Here is a 19741-nt window from a genome sequence, read left to right as displayed (position 1 = left end):
CGACTATTGATGAGACGAGCGGATTAACTGACCTGTGTGCGCTCCAGGCCAGCCTTGGTGTTTCAGTTCGCGATCCTCGGCGCCTTCTCTTCATCGTCATAGTGGCGGCGAAGAAATTCGCGGACCAGGACGGCAGTTCGTCCAGCGCTGGTCACCACAAAGAAATGTCCCTCGCCCTCCAGAAGGCGAAGTTCTGAATGTCGGATTGTGCGGCGCAGGATATGGCCGTTGTACGCCTGTATTAACGGATCGCGGTCGCCGGCAAGAATCAGCGTGCGTTGAAGCATCCGGGACAAGCGAAGCAGGCTTGTCCATCCGATCAAGGCTGCGAGCTGGAAATAGTAGGTTTGCGGATTAACAGAGAGCATGCCTTTCATCACACCGAACCGCAGCAGCGTCTGAACTGAATGGCCGGATCTTTCTTGCTTGTGCGGGATGGGAGGTAAGGGGTCAACCCAAAGCCGTGTCGAGAAACATCATGACCCCGAATCCGAGCATCAACCCCAAGGTTGCAGGTGTCTCATGACCGTTGCGATGGGTCTCGGGAATGACCTCATGGGACACCACAAAAATCATCGCGCCCGCCGCCAGACCGAGCGCTATGGGATATCCCAATGCGAAGCTGCTCGAAATCCCCAAGCCGACGATCGCGCCTATGGGCTCCATCAACCCTGAGCCCACCGCAATAAGCGCAGCGCGAAGCGCTGAAATCCCGGTCACGCGTAACGCAAGGGCCACAGCCAGGCCTTCGGGAATGTCTTGAATGGCGATGGCAGTGGTTAGCGGCAATCCCACCTTCATGTCGCCATTGGCAAAGCTCACTCCAATGGCCATCCCCTCCGGCAGGTTATGCAGCGTGATTGCCAGAACAAACAGCCATACGCGATTGATGCGCTGCACCTCGGGCCCACGGCGACCGCTTTTCTCATGTTCGTGAGGCACGAAGCGATCCAGACCGATCATCAGCGCTACCCCCAATCCCAATCCTGCAACGACGACACAGGCTGCGAGCAGCTGGTTACCGCAGAGCTCCTGGGCGGCTTCGATACCCGGAAGAATGAGCGAAAACGAACTGGCGGCCAGCATCATTCCGGCAGCGAAGCCCAGCATGATGTCCTGCGTTCTGGCGGCGATATCACGTAACGCGATCGCTGCCACCGCACCTATGGCCGTCGCAGCGAAGCCTGACATGCCGCCGAGAAATGCAAAGTGCAGATTTTGTTTGTTGGCGCCGACGAAGGCGCCGTACCCGCTGATCAGCAAGCAAAGCGTCACGCCAATCAGAATTGACCAGAAGGCTAGCCCGCCCCATCCGGATTTTGAGAACCGAACAAACCGTGAGCGAAGTGTTGCGCCAGATGAGGTCAACGGCTCGGACATCGCACCCTCCTGTTGTCTTGAGATGAAAAAACCGCACGCCCTTTGGCGTGCGGTCACGTCGTTAAGGTTGTGGTTCGCCTTTCACACCCGCCCCCAGGTCCGCACCCGTGATCGGATTGCTGTCTGGGTCGGACATCGCCCTGGCTTCGTCGGCAATAGACATGAGCTGAATGACCTCAGTGATAATCCTCACCGGCGACCGCACGCAGATAGGCCGCATCTGCCTCCCTTCTCAGGTCACGCCATTCGGAATCGGTCAACCTACCCAACCGATGCATCTCATCAGACTGGCGCAATAGTTCCTCGTGATAGGCATCGGGACACTCCATGCGTAACGCTCGGTGCTCCAACGCACGATGCCAGGCATCCAGGGCTTTCAATCTGGATTCCTGCTCAAGCGTCAGTTGATTCTTGAAAGCATTCATTTCACCCACCCCGTACATTTCCCGGTTGAGCAACAGTTTTCGAATTAGGTTCAAAAGGTCTGACGAAGCACAGCCTTTCGGTAATCTCGATGGAACGTTGCGCCAGGCCCCGTCCTCTATCGCAACACCAGCGAATCTGAGGATTTCATCATGATCGACCCAGCAACCGGTATGAAGGCAGGCGAGCGCTACACCATAGACAGTCTCGAACGCACGCGACATTTCCCGGGTTTCTTCCTCGACGGAAAATATTATCTTGGCCCGGAATTGATGACGGCCATAGGTTGGCTGGAAGGAAAGCAGTTTTATTACGATGAACTTGATCCCACGGGTGAGCCGGTGTTTCCCGATCGACTCGCCGGGACTGTCGAGGACCTCACCCTGACTCTCGCGGACGGTGCGCGTTTGCCCTTGAACGAAATGCCGTACAGGGCAGATGTCGACTCCCCTGCCAGTCCAAGCAGTCTTAATCCATCGCCATCACGGAATCGACCTGCTCCGGCAAGCGATCAACTCGGAGTCGAGGGCGTCCGGATGTCAGGTAAACATCCGTATCCAATCCTCCTGGCGGCAGGCGCTGCGTTAATGCTGGGAATACTGCTTGGAGTCAAACAAGCCAATCGCCTTCCTGCCCGAAAACCTAGATAGCCGTCCTTGCTGAATTTTTGGAGAAGTGCTCTTTGAACGGTCGGAGACAGGAATGCATCCAGTGACACCAGACGGTCGCTACTTTGTTGTCAAAGGCCGGCTATGGCGATGTTCCAACCCGTCTTTGGATGAAGATGTGCGCCAGCGTCTTGTCGATGCGCTTATGGCCGCTCGACGAGAGGTCAAGAACGCTAAGAGTGCGCAGGACGGGTCGCAACTGAAGCGCGCTCGGGAAAAGGTACAAATGGCCAAAGTGGCCCTCGGGGAACGGGGGCCTGTCTGGTGGGCTGATGGAAGCGCTGACTTCAACCGGCGGCTGGTCGTCAACTCCCCTTATGCCGAATGGTTCAGCTCGCTCCAAGAGCCTGATTAACTCTCGGCGTAAGGTGCGATTCGGATGACGTTCCAGTGTTGCTCATAATCGACGAACCGAGGCATTGGATGCACCCAATACAACCGCTGGCCCTCTGGCATTTGTACGACGTAGCCAAGTTAACGCTGCGGTGGCTTGGCATAAGGTGCCCAGCCCTTGACTCAACGCATGCTTAGAGAATTCTCGTTATCAGCGACGTGCAGTCCTTCCGCGAGTTACAACTGACCAGCATCGCGCGCAGCAACGGCAACGGTGGTCGGTGAATCGGAAAGCTTGACGAAGCGCCGAGTTGCACCATCCAGCGCATCGATGCAGCCCGCCTCGATGTCATAGACCCAGCCATGCAAATTCAAGCGTCCTTGCTCAAGCGCAAGCGCCACCGATGGATGGGTGCGCAGGTTCGCCAGTTGTGCGATCACGTTTTCACGAACGAGGCCATCGAGCTTGTCGCGTGGCGTATCGAACTCATGCGCCGCGTTGATCGCTTTCGCGGCGTCCGAGTGCCGAAGCCAGTTGGCAACTGCCGGAAGATGATCCAGACACGTGCAGCGTGAAATCGCGCCCATCGCTCCGCAATCCGAGTGGCCGCAGATCACAATGTCCCGTACCCCGAGCACTGCAACCGCATATTCGACGGTAGCCGAAACACCACCCGGTTCAGGACCATATGACGGCACAATGTTGCCGGCGTTGCGGATCACGAACAGCTCACCCGGCTCACGCTGTGTGAGCAGTTCTGGCACTACACGACTGTCCGAGCATGTGACAAACAACGCCTTTGGGTTTTGCTCTGTCGCGAGCTGCCTGAAAAGCTCGACGCGTTGTGGATACACCTCGCGCTGAAACCGCAGAAAGCCATCAATAATGTCACGCATAAAGTCCTCCAAAGCCTGATTCCGGATGCCGAGACGAGCACTCGATGCCTTCGCGCCTCAGTGGGGCGTCATTATCGCAGACGTTGCAGGCGAGTGCGCGACCTCACACCGCTCAAGCTTCGTTTCAAACCTGTCAGGACCAAAACCCTCTGTGCGGTTCAGCGGCCTCCCCCTCCAACATCGGCCCCAGCACGCTGACCTTGCGTTGCCCCTTGGCGAACACTTCGCGGCACGGCAGCGAGAACGTCGGGTTCTCAGGGTGGTCCCCCGTCAAACCCAGCAAGGCATGCTCCGACAAGGCATAGACCACCCGCCCGATCCCCGTCCAATACACGGCGCCGGCGCACATGCAGCAAGGTTCGGCGCTGGTGTAGAGCGTGCACAGTTCCAACTCCTGCGGCGACAGCAGTTTTGCCGCTGCCGCCGCTGCCACCAACTCAGCGTGCTGCGTCGGATCACCTTCCGGGGGCATCGAGTTGTTCCCCGCTTCGACAATCACCTTGCCGTTGCGGTCGGCCACCAATGCCGCGAACGGATGGCGACCGCGTTGCTTCGATGCCTCGGACAAGGCGATGGTCTGGCGCAGTAGTTTCAGATCAAGCGCGCTGATGCCAGCCGGGATGAGTTCAGTCAATTGATTCATGGGTAACTCCAGGGCAGTGGAAAACAAAAGTCAGTCGGCCAGTTCAGCCGATGTAGCGCCGATGGTTTCGGTCGATTTTTTTTCATCGTTGAGCAGAACGTTGAGGACGATGGCGGTGATCGCTCCGAGGAAAATTCCACTGTCGAGCACCAGTTTCAGGGTCGGGCCGACGTGTTCGAACAGCGCCGGAAAGGACATCGGCAGCACCCCGACACTCACTGACACGGCGACGATAATGCCGTTGCGCGTACCCTCGAATTGCACCCGTGACAGTTCCTGAATCCCCGCCACCGTGGTCATGCCGAACATCACAATCGCGCAGCCACCGAGCACCGGCGTCGGCACCGCGGCGATCAACGCGCCGAGTTTCGGGAACAGGCCCATCAGCACCATGATTGCCCCGGCAGCGGCCACGACGAAGCGGCTTTTCACGTTGGAAAGCGCAATCAAACCGGTGTTCTGGGTGAAGGCGTTGTAAGGAAAGCTGTTGAACAAACCGCCGAGCATGGTCGACAAGCCGTCGGCGCGAAATGCGTTGCCGAGGGTGTGTTGCGTGGTCGGTTTTCCGGTCAATTTGCCGATCGCCAGGCAGTTGCCGGTGGTCTCGGCCATGATGACCAGCATCGCCAGGGTCATGATCAGAATCGGCACCGGCGCGAACTCCGGCGCGCCGAACGCCATCGGCGCACTCAGCTCAAGCCACGCCGCTTCGCTGACCCGATTGAAGTGAGTCATGCCGCAAGCCGCTGCGATCAGGCTGCCGACAAACAGGCCAATCAGCACGCTGAGGTTGCCGATGAAGCCCTTGAATTTGGCGTAGATCACCAGCGTCACACTGACCGTGGCCAAACCGAGCAACAGGTTTGCGGGATTGCCAAAATCGGCCGCATCGGGATTGCCACCGCCCAGCCAGATCGCCGCGGCCGGCATCAGCGAGATGCCGATAATGGTGATCAGGCTGCCAATCACCACCGGCGGAAAAAACCGCAGCAAGCGGCTGAACACCGGTGCCAGCGCAATGGTGAGAAAACCCGCCGCGATCACCGCGCCGAAAATCTGACTGAGGCCAAACTCCTTGCCGATCATGATCATCGGCGCCAGGGCAATGAACGAACAGCCCTGAATCAGCGGCAGGCGGGCGCCGAACTTCCAGAAACCGAGGGTTTGAATCAGCGTCGCCACACCAGAGGTCAACAGGTTCGCGTTGATCAGCAACACCACCTGTGCCGAGGTCAGCCCCATCGCACTGCCAAGAATCAGCGGCACCGCCACCGCTCCCGCGTACATCACCAGAACATGCTGCAAGCCAAACGTGAACAACTGGCGCAGTGGCAAAACCTCGTCCACCGGATGAATGCGTTGTGTGGTCATTTCACACGCTCCTGAAAGTGCGGCATCTGTTGAGATAGCGGGCATGCTCGGGGCGTTTGAAAGGAGGATCCGCCCCGGAGATCGTTTTGACGCGGGGCCATATTTGAACGTTTATTGCGATGAAACAAATTAGCAACCATCGCTTTTTCCGATGGCATGAATCTGGCATCTGCTAGCCACTCCAAATCTTCATTTCGAACCGGGAGTTCAACGCTTGCGCTTCTCACTCGATCAACTGCAGATGTTCGTCCAAGTGGTCAAAAGCGGATCGTTTTCCGCCGCCGGGCGCAAACTGGGCAAGACCCAATCGACCATCAGCGCAGCGATTGCCAACCTGGAAACCGACCTTGGCGTCGACCTGTTCGATCGCAGCAACCGCAGCCCTGCCCTCACCGCCAGCGGTCACAAATTACTGGTGCAGGCCGAAGCCGTGCTCGAACGCTGCATGACCTTCGAAGCCCACGCCGACTGCCTCTCGGACAACGTAGAACCCAGCCTGACATTGGCCATTGAAACGCCGTACGGCCCGATCATGCCGGTGCTCAAAGCTTTCGAAGCAGCGTTCCCCTTTGTCGACCTGATCATTCGTCATCCGGTCCATGGCGACGTCAGTGAACTGGTCAGCAGCGGCGAAGCGGTGCTCGGTGTGGCGTTCTCACAGCCCGGCTACCCCAAGGAGCTGGCGTTCCAGCAACTGGGCAAACTGATCATGCTGCACGTCTGCCATCCTCGGCACCCATTGGCGCAACTTGAAAACGTCACGTTCGAGGACCTGCACGTCCATCGCCGCCTGGCCTTCAGCGCCCACGCGAGCAAACTGCCGAGCAGCGAATACCTGCGTTCGACCCAGTTGTGGCAGGCGGAAAGCTATCTGGCGTTATTGGAAATGGTCCGCGCCGGACTCGGCTGGGCCACCCTGCCCCGCCAGCTCATTCAGCGTGAACTGGCCAAGGGTGAGCTGGTGGAACTGCAGCTCTCGGCGTATCCGCACACGGACTGGCAGATTGGTGTGGATTTGCTCTGGGCGCGGCAGCGGCCGCTGGGTAAGGCGGAGCGGTGGCTGAAGGAGAAGTTGCGGGGCAACAAGGTGTATGAACTGGATCGCAACGGGCAGACCACCACGCTTTGAGGTTTGCACATGACGCCCAATACCTCGCCGATCGCGCCAGCATCAGTAACTGAAGTCATGCCCCAACTCACGCTGCATCCATTCCAGAAAACGCCTCACCCGGGGAAACCCCACATGCGCCCTCGGGAAAACCAGGTGATGCGCGGTAATCGGGGCACTCAGCCCGGGAATGACTTCAACCAACTCGCCGCGCGCCAGGTAGTCCTGCGCCAGCAGCGTGCTTTCCAGTGCAAAACCAAGACCGTGGCTGGCGGCCTCGAGGGTCATGTAGGAGCGGTCAAAGCTCAAGGTATAGGGGCTTTCAGGGCGCGACAGCCCGTGTTGAGCAAACAGTTGCGGCCACTTGATCAGCGTCGCCTCCGACAGGATCAGGTTGCAGTCCAGCAAGTCGGCGACGGCGCGGATGGGGCGTTTTTCCAGAAGCTTGGGTGATGCGAGGACTGCGATTTTTTCGTTGCGCAACGTGCGCACTTCGAAACTTGGCCAGTTCGGCATGCCGTGGCGGATGTCCACGTCGATCTTGTCCCGACTGAAGTGCAGCGATTCATAGGAGCATGAGAGATTGAGCTGAATGTCGGGATGGCTCTCGCGAAACTGTTCCAGGCGCGGCATCAGCCACAACAGGCCGAAGCTGGGTGACGAATGCAATCGCAGGCAGTCGAGGCTGACATCACTGGTCGCACGCTCTGTTGCCACCGCCAGGCTGTGCAGGATGCCGGATATCTCGGACAGGTATTGCTCGCCCACGGGCGTCAACGTCACTCCCCTCGCCGTTCTGAGGAACAGTTGGCGCCCGATCATCGCCTCGAGTTTGGCCAGTTGGTGACTGACTGCCGAGGGCGTCAGGTCCAGCACTTCGGCCGCACGCGCGACGTTGCCAAAGCGCGCAGTTTGCTCAAAGGCCTGAATGGCTTTCAGCGGTGGCAGGATCGGCGGTGCTTCGCCAGATGAACTCATGATGATGGTTATTCCGCTGCAAGTGGCTGAGGCCGGGCGTTCGGCTATTCAAACACCGCAATCGCATGTTGGCGAGTGCTGAATTTTTTTCAGCATCCAGTGAAGTTTGCGTTATTGCTCAGGGTCGTTACGGGAGACAAGCTGAGTCATCGGTTCTGCACGGACCGACTCAATAACAACAATCAGAGGTTTTCTCCCATGCTTCTTCAAGGCAAAGTCGCGATCATCACAGGTGCTGCCTCCGCACGTGGTATCGGCCGCGCGACAGCTACGACCTTCGCTCAACATGGCGCCCGGGTGGTGATTCTGGATCTGGACGCATCCGCTGCCCGCGATGCCGCTGCCTCTTTGGGCGAGGGTCATCTCGGCCTGGCTGCCAACGTCGCCGACGAGTCTCAGGTACAGCAGGCTGTCGCCACCATCATCGAACACTTCGGCCGGATCGACATACTGGTCAACAATGCCGGCATCACCCAACCCCTCAAGACCCTCGATATCCGCCCCGGTGATTACGACAAGGTGCTGGACGTCAGCCTGCGCGGTACGTTGCTGATGTCCCAGGCGGTGATTCCGCTCATGCGCCAGCAAGCCAGCGGCAGCATCGTGTGCATGTCTTCGGTTTCCGCGCAGCGCGGCGGCGGCATTTTTGGCGGGCCTCATTACAGCGCCGCCAAGGCCGGTGTGCTGGGTCTGGCCAAGGCCATGGCGCGTGAACTGGGGCCGGACAACGTACGCGTCAACTCCATTGCTCCCGGCCTGATTCACACCGACATTACGGGAGGCCTGATGCAGGACGAGCGCCGCCACGCGATCATCGACGGCATTCCGTTGGGTCGCCTGGGCGAGGCCCAGGATGTGGCCAATGCGGCGCTGTTCCTGGCCAGCGACTTGTCCTCCTATCTGACCGGCATCACCCTGGATGTGAACGGCGGCATGCTGATTCACTGACACACGTGGCGGGCCTCGCGGCCCGTGCGGTTCTGGATCGATGATACGGCCGGGCATTCTTGCCCGGCGGTCAATAAAAACAAGAGATCAGACCATCATGACTACCCTGTCGCTCGAAGCCGTTTCGGCGGTGCGTTCCAACGCCTACCGTAAAACCGCATGGCGCCTGATGCCGTTCCTGATGCTGTGCTACCTGTGCGCCTACCTCGATCGCGTCAACGTCGGCTTTGCCAAACTGCAAATGATGAACGATCTGGCGCTCAGCGAAACAGTCTACGGACTGGGCGCCGGCATGTTCTTCATCGGCTACTTTCTCTGCGAAGTGCCCAGCAACATCATCCTGCACAAGGTCGGCGCGCGAGTGTGGATCGCGCGCATCATGATCACCTGGGGCATCGTCTCCGCCCTCTTCGCCTTCGTCGAAACCGCCTGGCAGTTCTACGCCCTGCGCTTTCTGCTGGGCATTGCCGAAGCCGGCCTGGCGCCGGGTCTGCTGCTGTACCTCACCTACTGGTTTCCGTCCTACCGGCGTGCGCGCATGACGGTGTTGTGGTTCATCGCCATCCCGTTGTCGGGCATGGTCGGCGGTCCGCTCTCCGGGTGGATCATGAACCACTTCGCCGGCATGCACGGCTGGGCCGGCTGGCAATGGATGTTTGTGCTGGAGGCTGTGCCTACGGTGGTTGTCGGCCTGCTGGTGCTCAGCTACCTCAAGGATGGCGTGCATCAGGCCAGTTGGCTCAACGACGATGAAAAAGCCTTGATCGCTCGTGAGCTGGCGGAGGACGACCAGCAGAAAGTGACGCATGCGTCCGTGGGCGAATTCATTCGTGACCGTCGCCTCTGGCTGCTCGCGGGGATCTATTTCTGTGTGGTGATGGGGCAGTACGCAATCACCTTCTGGCTGCCGACCCTTGTGCGTAATGCCGGGGTCTCCGATCCGATGAAGATCGGCTTGCTGACCAGCCTGCCCTACCTCTGTGCCATCGCCGCCATGTTGCTGGTCGGACGCAGTGGCGACAAACATCGCGAACGCCGCTGGCACCTGATCGTGCCGATGATCGCCGGGGCCATCGGCCTGACCCTCGCGGCGCTGATGGGAGGCAATGTGATGCTGTCCATTCTCAGTCTGTGCCTGGCGGCTTCCGGCATCCTGTCAGCGACCTCGCTGTTCTGGATGCTCCCGACCACGCTGCTCGGCGGTGTCTCCGCTGCGGCAGGCATCGCCGCCGTCAACAGTTTCGCCAACCTTGCCGGCTTCTGCTCGCCCTACCTGATTGGCTGGATAACCACACTCACCGGCTCCAGCGCTATCGGCATGTATCTGATCACCGGCGTATTGCTGATCGGCGCCTCGCTGGTCCTGCGCATTCCCGCCGCTCTGGTCAATCGTTGATTTACAGGAGAATTCACCATGACTGCCAACCTTTCATTCACAACACCCCAGACGCTGGCCGAGCGCGCCCACAACATTCGCCGCCATGCCTTGCGCATGGGCCAGGTGCAAGGCCAGGGCTACGTCGGTCAGGCCCTCGGTGCCGCCGACCTGCTCGCGGTCGCCTACTTCCATGCGCTGAGCTATCGCCCCGAAGACCCGGCGTGGGAGCCGCGTGATCGTTTCTATCTGTCGATCGGTCACTACGCGATTGCGCTGTACGCGGCGCTGATCGAAGCCGAGATCATTCCGCTCGATGAGCTTGAAACCTACGGCTCGGATGACAGCCGATTGCCGATGTCGGGCATGGCCGCCTACACGCCAGGCATGGAAATCACCGGTGGTTCGCTGGGTCAGGGGCTGGGCATCGCCGTCGGGGCTTGCCTGGGTCTCAAACGCAAGGGCTCGACCTCGTTCGTCTACAACCTGCTGTCGGACGGCGAGCTGAACGAAGGCTCGACCTGGGAAGCCGTAATGTCGGCCTCGCACTGGAAGCTCGACAACCTGATCGCCATCGTAGACGTCAACAATCAGCAAGCAGACGGCCACTCCAGCGAGATCCTGTCGTTCGAACCCATCGTGGATCGCTGGAAAGCGTTCGGATGGTTCACCCAGCGCGTCGACGGCAACGATCTGGACGCACTGGTCGAAGCCTTCGATGCCGCCCGCCACCACCCCGGCGCTCAGCCACGGGTGATCATCTGCGACACCACCATGGGCAAAGGTGTGCCCTTCCTCGAAAACCGCGAAAAGACCCATTTCATCCGTGTGGACGAACACGAATGGGATCTGGCACTGACCACGCTTGAAGAAGGAAAAAACCAATGAGCAACGCCGCCAACACACCGACCTCGACTGGCGAACCGATCAAGAAGCGTCTGACCACCTCGGCGATGATTGCCTCGATTGCCTCTGAAGGCCAAGCCACCCGCTCAGCACCTTTTGGCCATGCATTGGCTGCACTGGCGGATCAGCGTCCGGACATCGTCGGCCTTTCCGCTGACCTGTCCAAGTACACCGACCTGCACATTTTCGCCAAGGCCCATCCCGAGCGCTTCTATCAGATGGGCATGGCCGAACAGTTGCTCATGAGTGCGGCCGCAGGCATGGCCCGCGAAGGCTTCGTACCGTTCGCCACCACGTATGCGGTGTTCGCCTCGCGCCGCGCCTATGACTTCATCTGCATGGCGATTGCCGAGGAAAACCTCAACGTCAAAATCGTTTGCGGATTGCCCGGCCTCACTACCGGTTACGGCCCCAGCCACCAGGCCACCGATGACCTGGCGATCTTCCGGGCGATGCCCAACCTGATGATCGTCGACCCTTGTGACGCATTGGAAATCGAACAGGCCGTGCCCGCCATCGCCGCGCATCAGGGGCCGGTCTACATGCGGCTGCTGCGCGGCAACGTGCCGCTGGTGCTGGATGAATACGGGTATCAATTCGAGATCGGCAAGGCCAAGACCCTGCGCACCGGCAACGATGTCCTGATCATCTCGACCGGTTTGATGACCATGCGCGCATTGGAGGCCGCCAAGGCGCTGCAGACTGATGGCGTCGATGTCGCCGTGCTACATGTGCCGACGATCAAACCGCTGGATGAACAGACCATTCTCGCCGAGGCCCGCAAGTCTGGCCGGCTGGTGGTTACCGCAGAAAACAGCTCGATTATTGGCGGGCTGGGTGAAGCGGTTGCCGGGGTACTGCTGCGCAACGGAGTGACGCCGACGTTCAGGCAGATCGCGTTGCCCGACGCCTTCCTCGACGCCGGCGCACTGCCGACACTGCATGATCGCTACGGCATTTCCACCGAGGCCGTCTGCGCGCAAATCAAGTCCTGGCTTTGACCGCTGGCTGATAGGGGTGCTTACGGATTAGCGCCCCGATCAGATGGATTCTCCTGGCCGATCCGCCTGGCATCCCGTCGAACTGCCTGCGGCGGAACGCCAAACCCTCGCATGAATACTTCGCGCATGTGGCGACGGTCTCGAAACCCCGTTTCCTTCGCCACGCGATCCAGGCTGTGACGACTTTGCTCGATCATCACGCGAGCGGCCTCCAGACGCAGGCTTTCAACAGCCTTGGCCGGTGACTGGCCTGTCTCGGCAGTAAATACCCGGGTGAATTGTCTGGGACTCAAGTGCACGACGTCGGCAAGTTCCTCCACGCTGAGCGGGCGGTCCAGGTGCGTGCGCGCATACTCCAGCGCGCTTTGAATACGGTCCGACTTTGGAGCAAGCGCAAGCAGTTCCGAATGCTGGGACTGCCCACCCGAACGCCGTTGATGCATGACCAGTTTGTGCGCCACCGACCGGGCCATGTCCGTGCCCAGATCCTTTTCCACCATGCCCAACGCCATGTCCAGCGCGGCAATCAGGTCATCATCGCGGGCCGTCGCCAAGCCCTGCTGGATGAGATTGCTCGGGCCAATCCGGGAATCGACACCGTCCAGCTGGACATCAATGACCCGCAGCAAATCAAGGCCGTCGCCCAGAAAGTCATAGAGGAGGAGATCTGAAGGCGATGGACGACGAGCGCGCTGAGGACCAAATCAGCAGCAACGCGTCGTGCATTGCCGTCCGCCGTAACGGGCTTTTTGCCGCTCCTCGAAAAATTCTTTGTAGGTCATTACCGGCTCGCCTGGATGACTGGCGGTTCGGAGTGCCACATAGTTATCGTAATCAGGCATGCCCACCATCAAGCGTGCCATCTGGCGTACCCAATTGTTGAAGAGATTCAGCTTGAACTTCATTTGCGCGTTTCCTTCTGGACTGGCGTTGCAGATGTGCCGTCCCATTCTGCAAGGCATTTGTATCTGGCATGTGTCTGAGTGCCAGATCGACACCCCTCTATTCTCGTTCGTGGGTAACGTCCACCAAGGGAATGGGCTCAATCGCCCAAGCGCGAACATGACGACGTTCAGGGCTGGGAACCGCGCACGCCATACGCCCCGTAAACGTGCGCGCAAGACGTTCTTCATCGATACGCCAGCCGCGCTGCTCCAGTGCCAGCACGCCTCTGCGAAAGGCAATTTGCAGCGCATCGGATTTCAATGAAACCTCCTGCTGAAACGAGTCCGGCACGCGCTCGGGCCGAACGTTTTTCAGCACCGCGTGATCTTGCTCGAAAATACGGATATTGCTGGCAATGAACCTGCGATCAAGCAGTCGGGAACGCAGGAATGTTCTGCCCATCATCCACCAGGTTCGCGTGCGATTGGCGTCAATCGGGACATGCGCCGAGACGATGTAGATCCGCCATCCATTGGGTAATTCAAGCTCTAGCGTCGTGCACGGACCAGACAAACGAAACCCCGGCACAGCGACCACACTGACAAACTCGGTGGATGATTTTCGCCGTAACATCCCTTTGCGCGCAGGCCTGCGCATGAGCATCTGTGCGCTGCCGCTCCACGCATCGCTTTCGACTTCAAACGATTCAATCTCGGGATGATCCGGATCGCCAAAAGTTGAGCCATGAACAAACGGTGCATGCGCAAAATCGAGGCCGTTTTCAATAATCCGGTCCCAACTGGCCTCCCAGTCAAAATGGCCTGATACCACCCGCACGGCAGGATCGTCGATCCAGTCGAGTGTGGGTAGCGGCGGACGCTCAGGCTCAGGCAGGTCTCCTAGAAATGCCCAGATCCAGCCGTAACGCTCCAGCGTCGGATAGGCGTCGACGCGGGCCTTCGCGGGAATTCGCAGGTCCGGCTGCGCAGGTATATGCGTGCAAACCCCATCCGCCCCAAATCGCCAGCCGTGATAGGGGCATTGCACACTGTTGCCCACCCTTCTGCCGCCCGACAACGATCCGCCGCGATGCACGCAAACATCCGAAAGCACGTGAGCGACGCCAGCGTCATCACGGAACGCAACAAAAGGCTGTCCGAGCAAACGAACCGGCATAAGTCCGTCAGTCAACTGCGACGATGGAAGAACGACGTACCAGAGATTGGTGAGCATGAATGCGTGCGACCTGTCAGGTTGGAAAGATAAAACAGAGACAACGTCCGCCCCTGAGATACAGCAGATTATCCCTTGCCGACTTCAAGAACGGCATATTTCGACTGAGCCCTTTTGTTAGCTTATTCAAACCACAGGACACCGCATGTACCGGTGCCCTGGCGCTGCTCTTCCCTCCCTCCCCCCTGCTGTTAACAGCCCCCATCAGTCCTTTAAGGAGCTAGTTGGATGACAACACAATCTTCGAATACCTACGCCGTGGATTCGCATACGTCTCGACAGTTTTATATCAATGGTGGCTGGTGTTCGCCGGCAACGCCTGGCAGTTTGCCCGTGGTCAATCCGGCGACTGAAAGCGTAGTTGCAGAGGTCGCCAGCGGGTCGGCTGCAGACGTTGATCGGGCCGTCGCTGCGGCGCGTGTGGCGTTTCCTCACTGGTCTGCGACCTCCGCCGAAGCGCGCGCGGGTTTTCTTGGGAAGATTTACGACCTGATCCTTGAGCGAAAAGAGTCGCTTGCGCAGGCACTTTCTCTGGAAATGGGTGCTGCCATCGGTTTTGCCCGAGCGATGCAAGTGCCTTTGGCGGCCGAACACGTTCGGATTGCCCGTGATCTGCTGTCCACCTATCGCTTCCAGACGGTTGAAGGCGGCACCGCGATTGAACGCGAACCCATCGGTGTCTGCGGTCTCATCACCCCCTGGAACTGGCCGCTTTATCAAATCACCGCCAAGGTGGCTCCAGCGATTGCGGCCGGATGCACGGTGGTGCTGAAGCCCAGCGAACTGTCACCGTTGAGCGCCCTTCTTTTCGCCCAACTGGTGCATGACGCCGGCCTGCCACCGGGTGTCTTCAACCTGGTCAATGGCACGGGCCCCGAGGTCGGCGGCGCCATGGCTGCGCACCCGGATATCGATATGATTTCGATCACCGGATCAAACCGCGCAGGTGCGCTGGTCGCACAGGCGGCCGCTCCTACAGTGAAACGCGTCACCCAGGAACTGGGCGGCAAGTCACCCAACGTGCTGCTGCCCGATGCCGACTTCGCCAACGTCGTGCCACTGGGCGTGATGACGGCGTTTCGCAACGTCGGGCAATCCTGCAGCGCCCCGACCAGAATGATCGTACCCAGGGACCGGCTCGCGGAAGTCGAGGCGCTGGCCGCTGCAACCGCCAACGCGATCATTGTGGGGGATCCGCAATCGGAAGAGACGGTACTCGGTCCGATAGCCAATGAGGCCCAGTTCAAGCGTGTGCAAGCCATGATCGAATCGGGCCTGAGTGAAGGGGCCAAACTCGTCTGCGGCGGACCAGGCCGCGCGCCTGGTCATGAAACGGGCTTCTATGCCCGACCGACTGTATTTTCCGAGGTTGATTCGAGCATGCGCATTGCCCAAGAGGAAATCTTCGGGCCAGTGCTGTGCATCATTGCCTATGAAACGCTCGATGAGGCTGTCGCGATCGCCAACGACACGGTGTATGGACTGAGCGCTCACGTTCAATCCCGCGACCTTGATCATGCACGCGCCGTTGCCTCACGCATCCGCGCAGGACAAGTACTGCTGAACCACCCGGCCTGGAATCCCATGGCCCCGTTCGGTGGCTACAAACGGTCCGGCAATGGTCGTGAATTTGGTGTCTACGGCTTTGAGGAATATCTGGAAACCAAAGCCATTGTCGGCTTTGGTGGCTAGCACACAGTGGGGGACATTCAGCTGTCCCCTATTGGTTCGCACCTGATGGATGTAGGGAGCTTCAGTGCCGCAACAACTTGCGCAACGGCACGCCGTCCTTGAGCACCGGGGATTTGATGACGATGTAGCTGAAGTACTTGGAAATGCCGATGTTTTTATCCAGCAGGCTTTCAATCACTTCCTGATAGTGCTGAATACTGCGCGTCATGAAGCGCACCAGATAATCGTAGCCACCACTGATCAAATGGCACTCGAGCACTTCATCCACCAACCGAATGTTCGACTCGAACTTGGCGAAGTCTTCGCGCTTGTGGTCACTCAGGGTGATTTCGGTGAAGACCGTTACCGATTCGGTGATCTTCGCCAGGTTCAGGTGTGCCTTGTAGCTGGAAATGTACCCGGCCGATTCCAGCCGTTTGACCCTTTGCAGACAGGGGCTGGCCGACAATCCCACGGCATCGGCCAGGCTGACATTGGTCATGCGCCCGTCCCTCTGCAACTCAACCAGGATACTGATGTCGATGCGGTCCAGTTTGACTAAACCTTCCATTGCGAACCTCTTGACTGCCATTTGTAGGACAATCTACTAGCAAAATCAGCGCCGTAAACACTGCTGATGCTGTGCGACCAGATCAGCCATGCTGTTGATGCAATAATCCGCAGCGCAGGGGGTCGGTTGTTTGCCCCGCTCGCGCCCGATCAGACATACATCGGTCAGCGCCGGGCCACGGGCGGCGGGTCGGGTCACCCGCAGAATGTGTACCGGCTTCAGCTCGTTGGCATTCAACCATTCCTCGTCCCGCAGCGGATCGCTGGCCAGCGAAATAAAGTCATCGGCGACAATCCCCAAATGCTCGCACAACACGGCGCGATCCTCGGCATCCCGGTCGCCCACCACCAACAGGCGATAAAACTTGCGCAAGTACAGCATCGCTCCCGGCGCGTCTTCGAACAATGACCAGTTGGCAGCAGAGCGCGCGAAACTCATGCCCTCCTCCCAACTGGCTTTCAAGCTCCAGCGCTCGGCCAATTGGCGATGGGCAAAACACAGCAATCCACTGAAGCCCAGTTCGGCAAAGCGCGGATAGAGCGCCTGCACCACCTCGCGAAACTCGCCCAGCACCTGTTCCTTGTCCGGGCGCCCGCCCCGGCTGTCGAGCAACGGCTGCAGCGCTGTCCAGACACCCGAATCACGGTCAACCAGGACTTCGTCGCAATCGATGAGCAGTGCTCGATAATCAGTCAGCCCCATGGTGTACACAGCCTCCGATGATGCGTTTCATCAATCCGTGCGCCAAAAAGGTTCAGCGACGCTGGCCAGCGACCGCGCCGCTGAACCCGGCGGACATCAGTTCAATACCCGTGCCAATGCTGCCTGCAGAATCTGCAACGCTTCATCGATCTGCGCTTCGGTCGTCACCAGTGGCGCGAGGAAGCGCAAGACGTTGCGATAGACGCCGCACTTGATCACCAGCAAGCCACCTTTGCGCGCTTCATCGATCACACGCTGGTTCAGATCAGCGTCCGGGGAGCGCGCTTCATCGTTCTTGACCAGCTCGATGGCTAGCATGAAACCGGTGCCGCGTACGTCACCGATCTGCGGATGACGGCGCTGCAACTGCAGCAAACCTTCACGCAGGCGCTTGCCCAATACATCGCCACGTTCGAGCAGTTTCTCTTCTTCATAAGCGTCGATCACTGCCAGGGCCGCTGCGCAGGACAGTGCATTGCCGCCGTAGGTGCCGCCGAGGCCTCCGGGCAGCGGCGAATCCATGATTTCAGCTTTGCCGACCACGCCCGACAACGGCAGCCCGCCGGCCAGACTCTTGGCGACGGTGACCAGGTCAGGCTGGATGCCGGCGTGCTGGAAACCGAACCACTTGCCGGTGCGGCCGAATCCGGTCTGGATTTCATCGAGGATCAGCACGATGCCGTGCTTGTGGGTCAACTCGCGCAATGCCTGGAGGAATGGTGCCGGCGCCGCAAGGAAACCACCGTCGCCCTGCACGGGTTCAATGATGATCGCCGCAACCCGCTCCGGCGCAACCTGGGTGGCGAGCAACTCGTCCAGCGCCTTGAGCGCCATCTCACTGGTGACGCCGCGATAGGCATCGGGATATGGGGTGTGAAACACCTCCGGCGCGAATGGCCCGAAGTTCTGTTTGTAGGGCTGGCTCATGCCGGTCAGCGTGGTGCCGAGCAAGGTGCGTCCATGGAAACCGCCGCGGAAGGAGATCACCGCAGAGCGGTTGGTGTGAGCGCGGGCGATTTTCACCGCGTTCTCCACGGCTTCGGCGCCAGAGGTGAAGAACGCCGCTTTGTAATGTTCCTCGCCACCTATCATTTCGCACAAACGCTGGGCCAGATCCAGATACGGCTTGTAGGCCACCACCTGAAAGCAGGCGTGCGAGACTTTTTGCAATTGGGCCTGCACCGCTGCAACCACTTTGGGATGGTTATGGCCGATGTTCAGCACGCCGATGCCGCCGACGAAGTCCAGATAACGCTGGCCGTCCACGTCCCACAATTCAGCCCCTTGGGCGCGATCAATCACCAGTGGGTGAGCGGTGACCAGTCCGCGTGGCACGAACTGATCACGCTGACGGAGTAAATGAGGCGTTTGGTCGAATTGGCTGTTCATGGCATTTCCCTTCGTGAGTCCGGCAGCCCGGAGTGAATGCAGGAGGTGGTTACACAGGGTCTTAAGATTAAGACTTGTGCGTAACGAACTACGCCGAACTTGGCCCCTGAGAAATCCGGATCGACTGTTTTCACCCTGCCAAACGGCAGATTCCTTCAGGCCGCCGAATCTGCCGGGCGCGTGCGTATATGAGGTGACGCGCAGTGTTCGCAGCGCTGCTTTCGACAGATCCTGCTCTGGGGTTGGGCGATGATGGGAGCACCTTCAACCTCCTCAGGAATTGACCATGGCCCTGCTCTACAAAGCTGACCCCGTGCGCGGCGAACGGTGGAAAGCACTGTTCGCCGAACATGCCCCGGACATCGAATGGCGCGCCTGGCCGGACATCGGCGATCCCGCAGACATCAAATACCTGGCGGCGTGGCAGGCGCCAGAAGATCTGCAGACGGTGCTGCCGAATCTGCAGGTGTTATTCGCGTTGTCGGCCGGCGTCGATCAACTGGACCTGAGCCGTGTCCCGCCAAGTCTTCCGGTGGTGCGCCTGCTCGATCCCGGGATCACCCAAGGCATGTGCGAGTACGCCAGTTTTGCCGTGCTCGCTTTGCACCGGGACATGTTGCGCTATCGCCAGCAGCAGATCGCGCGGTGTTGGCAGGCGCACCTGCTGCAGCCGGCGCATCAGCGTCGGGTGGGGGTGATGGGCCTCGGTACTCAGGCGCAGCAGATTCTCGCCACCTTGCAGCCCCTGGGCTTTGCCCTCAAGGGCTGGGCGCGCAGTGCGCATCGGATTGCCGGCGTCGAGTGCTTTGCCGGTCGCGAGCAACTGCCGGCGTTTCTGAGCCAGTGCGACATTTTGATTTGCGTATTGCCGCTGACCGAGCAGACCCGTGGCATTCTCAATCGTGAGTTGTTTCGGCAATTACCGCGTGGCGCGGCCCTGATCAACATGGGGCGCGGTGGGCATCTGGTGGAAGAAGACTTGCTCCAGGCGCTGGACAGCGGGCAACTGAGCGGCGCGGTGCTGGATGTGGTGCAGAACGAACCGGCGCCGGCGGATCATCCCTTCTGGGGCCATCCGCAGATTCTGCTGACGCCGCATATCGCGGCGATGACCCAGCCGGAAAGCGCATTTGCTGTCCTGCTGGAAAACATCCGCCGCTTCGAGCGCGGCGAGTCCATGAGCGGTCAGATCGACCGCAGCAAAGGTTACTGATTCAGACCCTCTGCACGAGCGAGCAGGCTCACTCGTGCAGAGGATG

The 19741-nt window shown here is 59.6% G+C and carries 20 protein-coding genes and 2 pseudogenes; 9 read left to right on the top strand and 13 right to left on the bottom strand.

Features of this window, described 5'->3' with window-relative positions; all coding sequences use genetic code 11:
- Positions 1 to 62 precede the first annotated feature (62 nt).
- The 3 genes from C1X29_RS02955 to C1X29_RS02945 form a co-directional block, all read right to left on the bottom strand.
- Positions 63 to 377 carry an alpha/beta fold hydrolase gene (locus C1X29_RS02955; RefSeq protein ID WP_236188531.1) on the bottom strand — a complete coding sequence of 105 codons (315 nt, stop codon included), beginning with the start codon at positions 375 to 377 and terminating at the stop codon, positions 63 to 65.
- A 73-nt stretch (positions 378 to 450) separates the two neighbouring features.
- Positions 451 to 1380, bottom strand: coding sequence for a ZIP family metal transporter (locus C1X29_RS02950; RefSeq protein ID WP_102716822.1), 930 nt, complete (start codon positions 1378 to 1380; stop codon positions 451 to 453).
- Positions 1381 to 1556: 176 nt separating this feature from the next.
- Positions 1557 to 1805: a hypothetical protein gene (locus C1X29_RS02945; RefSeq protein WP_173940174.1), complete on the bottom strand. Its 249-nt coding sequence runs from the start codon at positions 1803 to 1805 to the stop codon at positions 1557 to 1559.
- 150 nt (positions 1806 to 1955) lie between these two features.
- Between C1X29_RS02945 and C1X29_RS29615 the strand changes: the two are divergent.
- Together C1X29_RS29615 and C1X29_RS29610 are read left to right on the top strand one after the other, a co-directional pair.
- Positions 1956 to 2231, top strand: a pseudogene (locus tag C1X29_RS29615) (short chain dehydrogenase); the annotation flags it as partial.
- A 274-nt stretch (positions 2232 to 2505) separates the two neighbouring features.
- Positions 2506 to 2826: a hypothetical protein gene (locus C1X29_RS29610; RefSeq protein ID WP_085745658.1), complete on the top strand. Its 321-nt coding sequence runs from the start codon at positions 2506 to 2508 to the stop codon at positions 2824 to 2826.
- A 215-nt stretch (positions 2827 to 3041) separates the two neighbouring features.
- Here the strand turns inward: C1X29_RS29610 and C1X29_RS02930 are convergent, their stop codons facing one another.
- The 3 genes from C1X29_RS02930 to C1X29_RS02920 all read right to left on the bottom strand — a co-directional run bounded on the left by C1X29_RS02930 (position 3042) and on the right by C1X29_RS02920 (position 5715).
- The gene (locus C1X29_RS02930) at positions 3042 to 3701 is read right to left on the bottom strand and encodes a carbonic anhydrase (protein ID WP_085745657.1); all 660 of its coding nucleotides are present in this window, start codon (positions 3699 to 3701) and stop codon (positions 3042 to 3044) included.
- Positions 3702 to 3834: 133 nt separating this feature from the next.
- A complete protein-coding gene (locus C1X29_RS02925) occupies positions 3835 to 4344 on the bottom strand; it encodes a nucleoside deaminase (protein ID WP_102716819.1) in 510 nt (169 codons plus the stop codon).
- 30 nt (positions 4345 to 4374) lie between these two features.
- Positions 4375 to 5715: a nucleobase:cation symporter-2 family protein gene (locus C1X29_RS02920; protein ID WP_085745655.1), complete on the bottom strand. Its 1341-nt coding sequence runs from the start codon at positions 5713 to 5715 to the stop codon at positions 4375 to 4377.
- A 214-nt stretch (positions 5716 to 5929) separates the two neighbouring features.
- Between C1X29_RS02920 and C1X29_RS02915 the strand changes: the two genes are divergently transcribed.
- A complete protein-coding gene (locus C1X29_RS02915; RefSeq protein ID WP_102716818.1) occupies positions 5930 to 6844 on the top strand; it encodes a LysR family transcriptional regulator in 915 nt (304 codons plus the stop codon).
- Between the two features lie 42 nt (positions 6845 to 6886).
- Here the strand turns inward: C1X29_RS02915 and C1X29_RS02910 are convergent, their stop codons facing one another.
- Positions 6887 to 7801, bottom strand: coding sequence for a LysR substrate-binding domain-containing protein (locus C1X29_RS02910; RefSeq protein WP_102716817.1), 915 nt, complete (start codon positions 7799 to 7801; stop codon positions 6887 to 6889).
- A 198-nt stretch (positions 7802 to 7999) separates the two neighbouring features.
- Between C1X29_RS02910 and C1X29_RS02905 the strand changes: the two genes are divergently transcribed.
- From C1X29_RS02905 to C1X29_RS02890, 4 genes are all read left to right on the top strand, one after another.
- Positions 8000 to 8749 carry an SDR family NAD(P)-dependent oxidoreductase gene (locus C1X29_RS02905; RefSeq protein ID WP_085745652.1) on the top strand — a complete coding sequence of 250 codons (750 nt, stop codon included), beginning with the start codon at positions 8000 to 8002 and terminating at the stop codon, positions 8747 to 8749.
- Between the two features lie 97 nt (positions 8750 to 8846).
- On the top strand, positions 8847 to 10145 hold the full coding sequence (locus C1X29_RS02900; RefSeq protein WP_064596576.1) for an MFS transporter: 1299 nt from the start codon (positions 8847 to 8849) through the stop codon (positions 10143 to 10145).
- Between the two features lie 18 nt (positions 10146 to 10163).
- Positions 10164 to 11012 (top strand): transketolase, encoded by an 849-nt coding sequence (locus C1X29_RS02895; protein WP_085646564.1) that lies wholly within the window; start codon positions 10164 to 10166, stop codon positions 11010 to 11012.
- Positions 11009 to 12031, top strand: a complete 1023-nt coding sequence (locus C1X29_RS02890) for a transketolase family protein (protein ID WP_102716816.1) — start codon at positions 11009 to 11011, stop codon at positions 12029 to 12031. The genes C1X29_RS02895 and C1X29_RS02890 overlap by 4 nt, the downstream gene beginning before the upstream one ends.
- A gap of 20 nt (positions 12032 to 12051) precedes the next feature.
- Here C1X29_RS02890 and C1X29_RS02885 read toward each other — a convergent pair.
- The 3 genes and pseudogenes from C1X29_RS02885 to C1X29_RS02875 all read right to left on the bottom strand — a co-directional run.
- A pseudogene (locus C1X29_RS02885) lies at positions 12052 to 12657 on the bottom strand (GlxA family transcriptional regulator); the annotation flags it as partial.
- A 78-nt stretch (positions 12658 to 12735) separates the two neighbouring features.
- Positions 12736 to 12936 carry a YbdD/YjiX family protein gene (locus C1X29_RS02880; protein ID WP_085745650.1) on the bottom strand — a complete coding sequence of 67 codons (201 nt, stop codon included), beginning with the start codon at positions 12934 to 12936 and terminating at the stop codon, positions 12736 to 12738.
- Positions 12937 to 13033: 97 nt separating this feature from the next.
- Positions 13034 to 14149 carry an aromatic ring-hydroxylating dioxygenase subunit alpha gene (locus C1X29_RS02875; RefSeq protein ID WP_102716815.1) on the bottom strand — a complete coding sequence of 372 codons (1116 nt, stop codon included), beginning with the start codon at positions 14147 to 14149 and terminating at the stop codon, positions 13034 to 13036.
- A gap of 228 nt (positions 14150 to 14377) precedes the next feature.
- On the opposite strand from C1X29_RS02875, the gene C1X29_RS02870 reads away from it, so the two are divergent.
- The gene (locus C1X29_RS02870) at positions 14378 to 15841 is read left to right on the top strand and encodes an aldehyde dehydrogenase family protein (RefSeq protein WP_102716814.1); all 1464 of its coding nucleotides are present in this window, start codon (positions 14378 to 14380) and stop codon (positions 15839 to 15841) included.
- A 61-nt stretch (positions 15842 to 15902) separates the two neighbouring features.
- Here C1X29_RS02870 and C1X29_RS02865 read toward each other — a convergent pair whose 3' ends face one another.
- The 3 genes from C1X29_RS02865 to gabT all read right to left on the bottom strand — a co-directional run bounded on the left by C1X29_RS02865 (position 15903) and on the right by gabT (position 18482).
- Positions 15903 to 16391 (bottom strand): Lrp/AsnC family transcriptional regulator, encoded by a 489-nt coding sequence (locus C1X29_RS02865; RefSeq protein ID WP_039768527.1) that lies wholly within the window; start codon positions 16389 to 16391, stop codon positions 15903 to 15905.
- Positions 16392 to 16436: 45 nt separating this feature from the next.
- Entirely contained in the window at positions 16437 to 17093 is a 657-nt protein-coding gene (locus C1X29_RS02860) for a 2-haloalkanoic acid dehalogenase (protein WP_102716813.1), read from the bottom strand.
- A gap of 96 nt (positions 17094 to 17189) precedes the next feature.
- A complete protein-coding gene (gene gabT / locus C1X29_RS02855; RefSeq protein ID WP_102716812.1) occupies positions 17190 to 18482 on the bottom strand; it encodes a 4-aminobutyrate--2-oxoglutarate transaminase in 1293 nt (430 codons plus the stop codon).
- Positions 18483 to 18768: 286 nt separating this feature from the next.
- Between gabT and C1X29_RS02850 the strand changes: the two genes are divergently transcribed.
- Positions 18769 to 19695 carry a glyoxylate/hydroxypyruvate reductase A gene (locus C1X29_RS02850; RefSeq protein WP_102716811.1) on the top strand — a complete coding sequence of 309 codons (927 nt, stop codon included), beginning with the start codon at positions 18769 to 18771 and terminating at the stop codon, positions 19693 to 19695.
- The last annotated feature ends 46 nt before the right edge of the window (positions 19696 to 19741 follow it).

Source organism: Pseudomonas sp. GW456-12-10-14-LB2, from assembly GCF_002884345.1.
In the GTDB taxonomy this organism is placed as follows: Bacteria; Pseudomonadota; Gammaproteobacteria; order Pseudomonadales; family Pseudomonadaceae; genus Aquipseudomonas; species Aquipseudomonas paraglycinae.
Note: the sequence above shows the minus strand (reverse complement) of the source record. Positions and strands in the feature narration are given on the sequence as shown.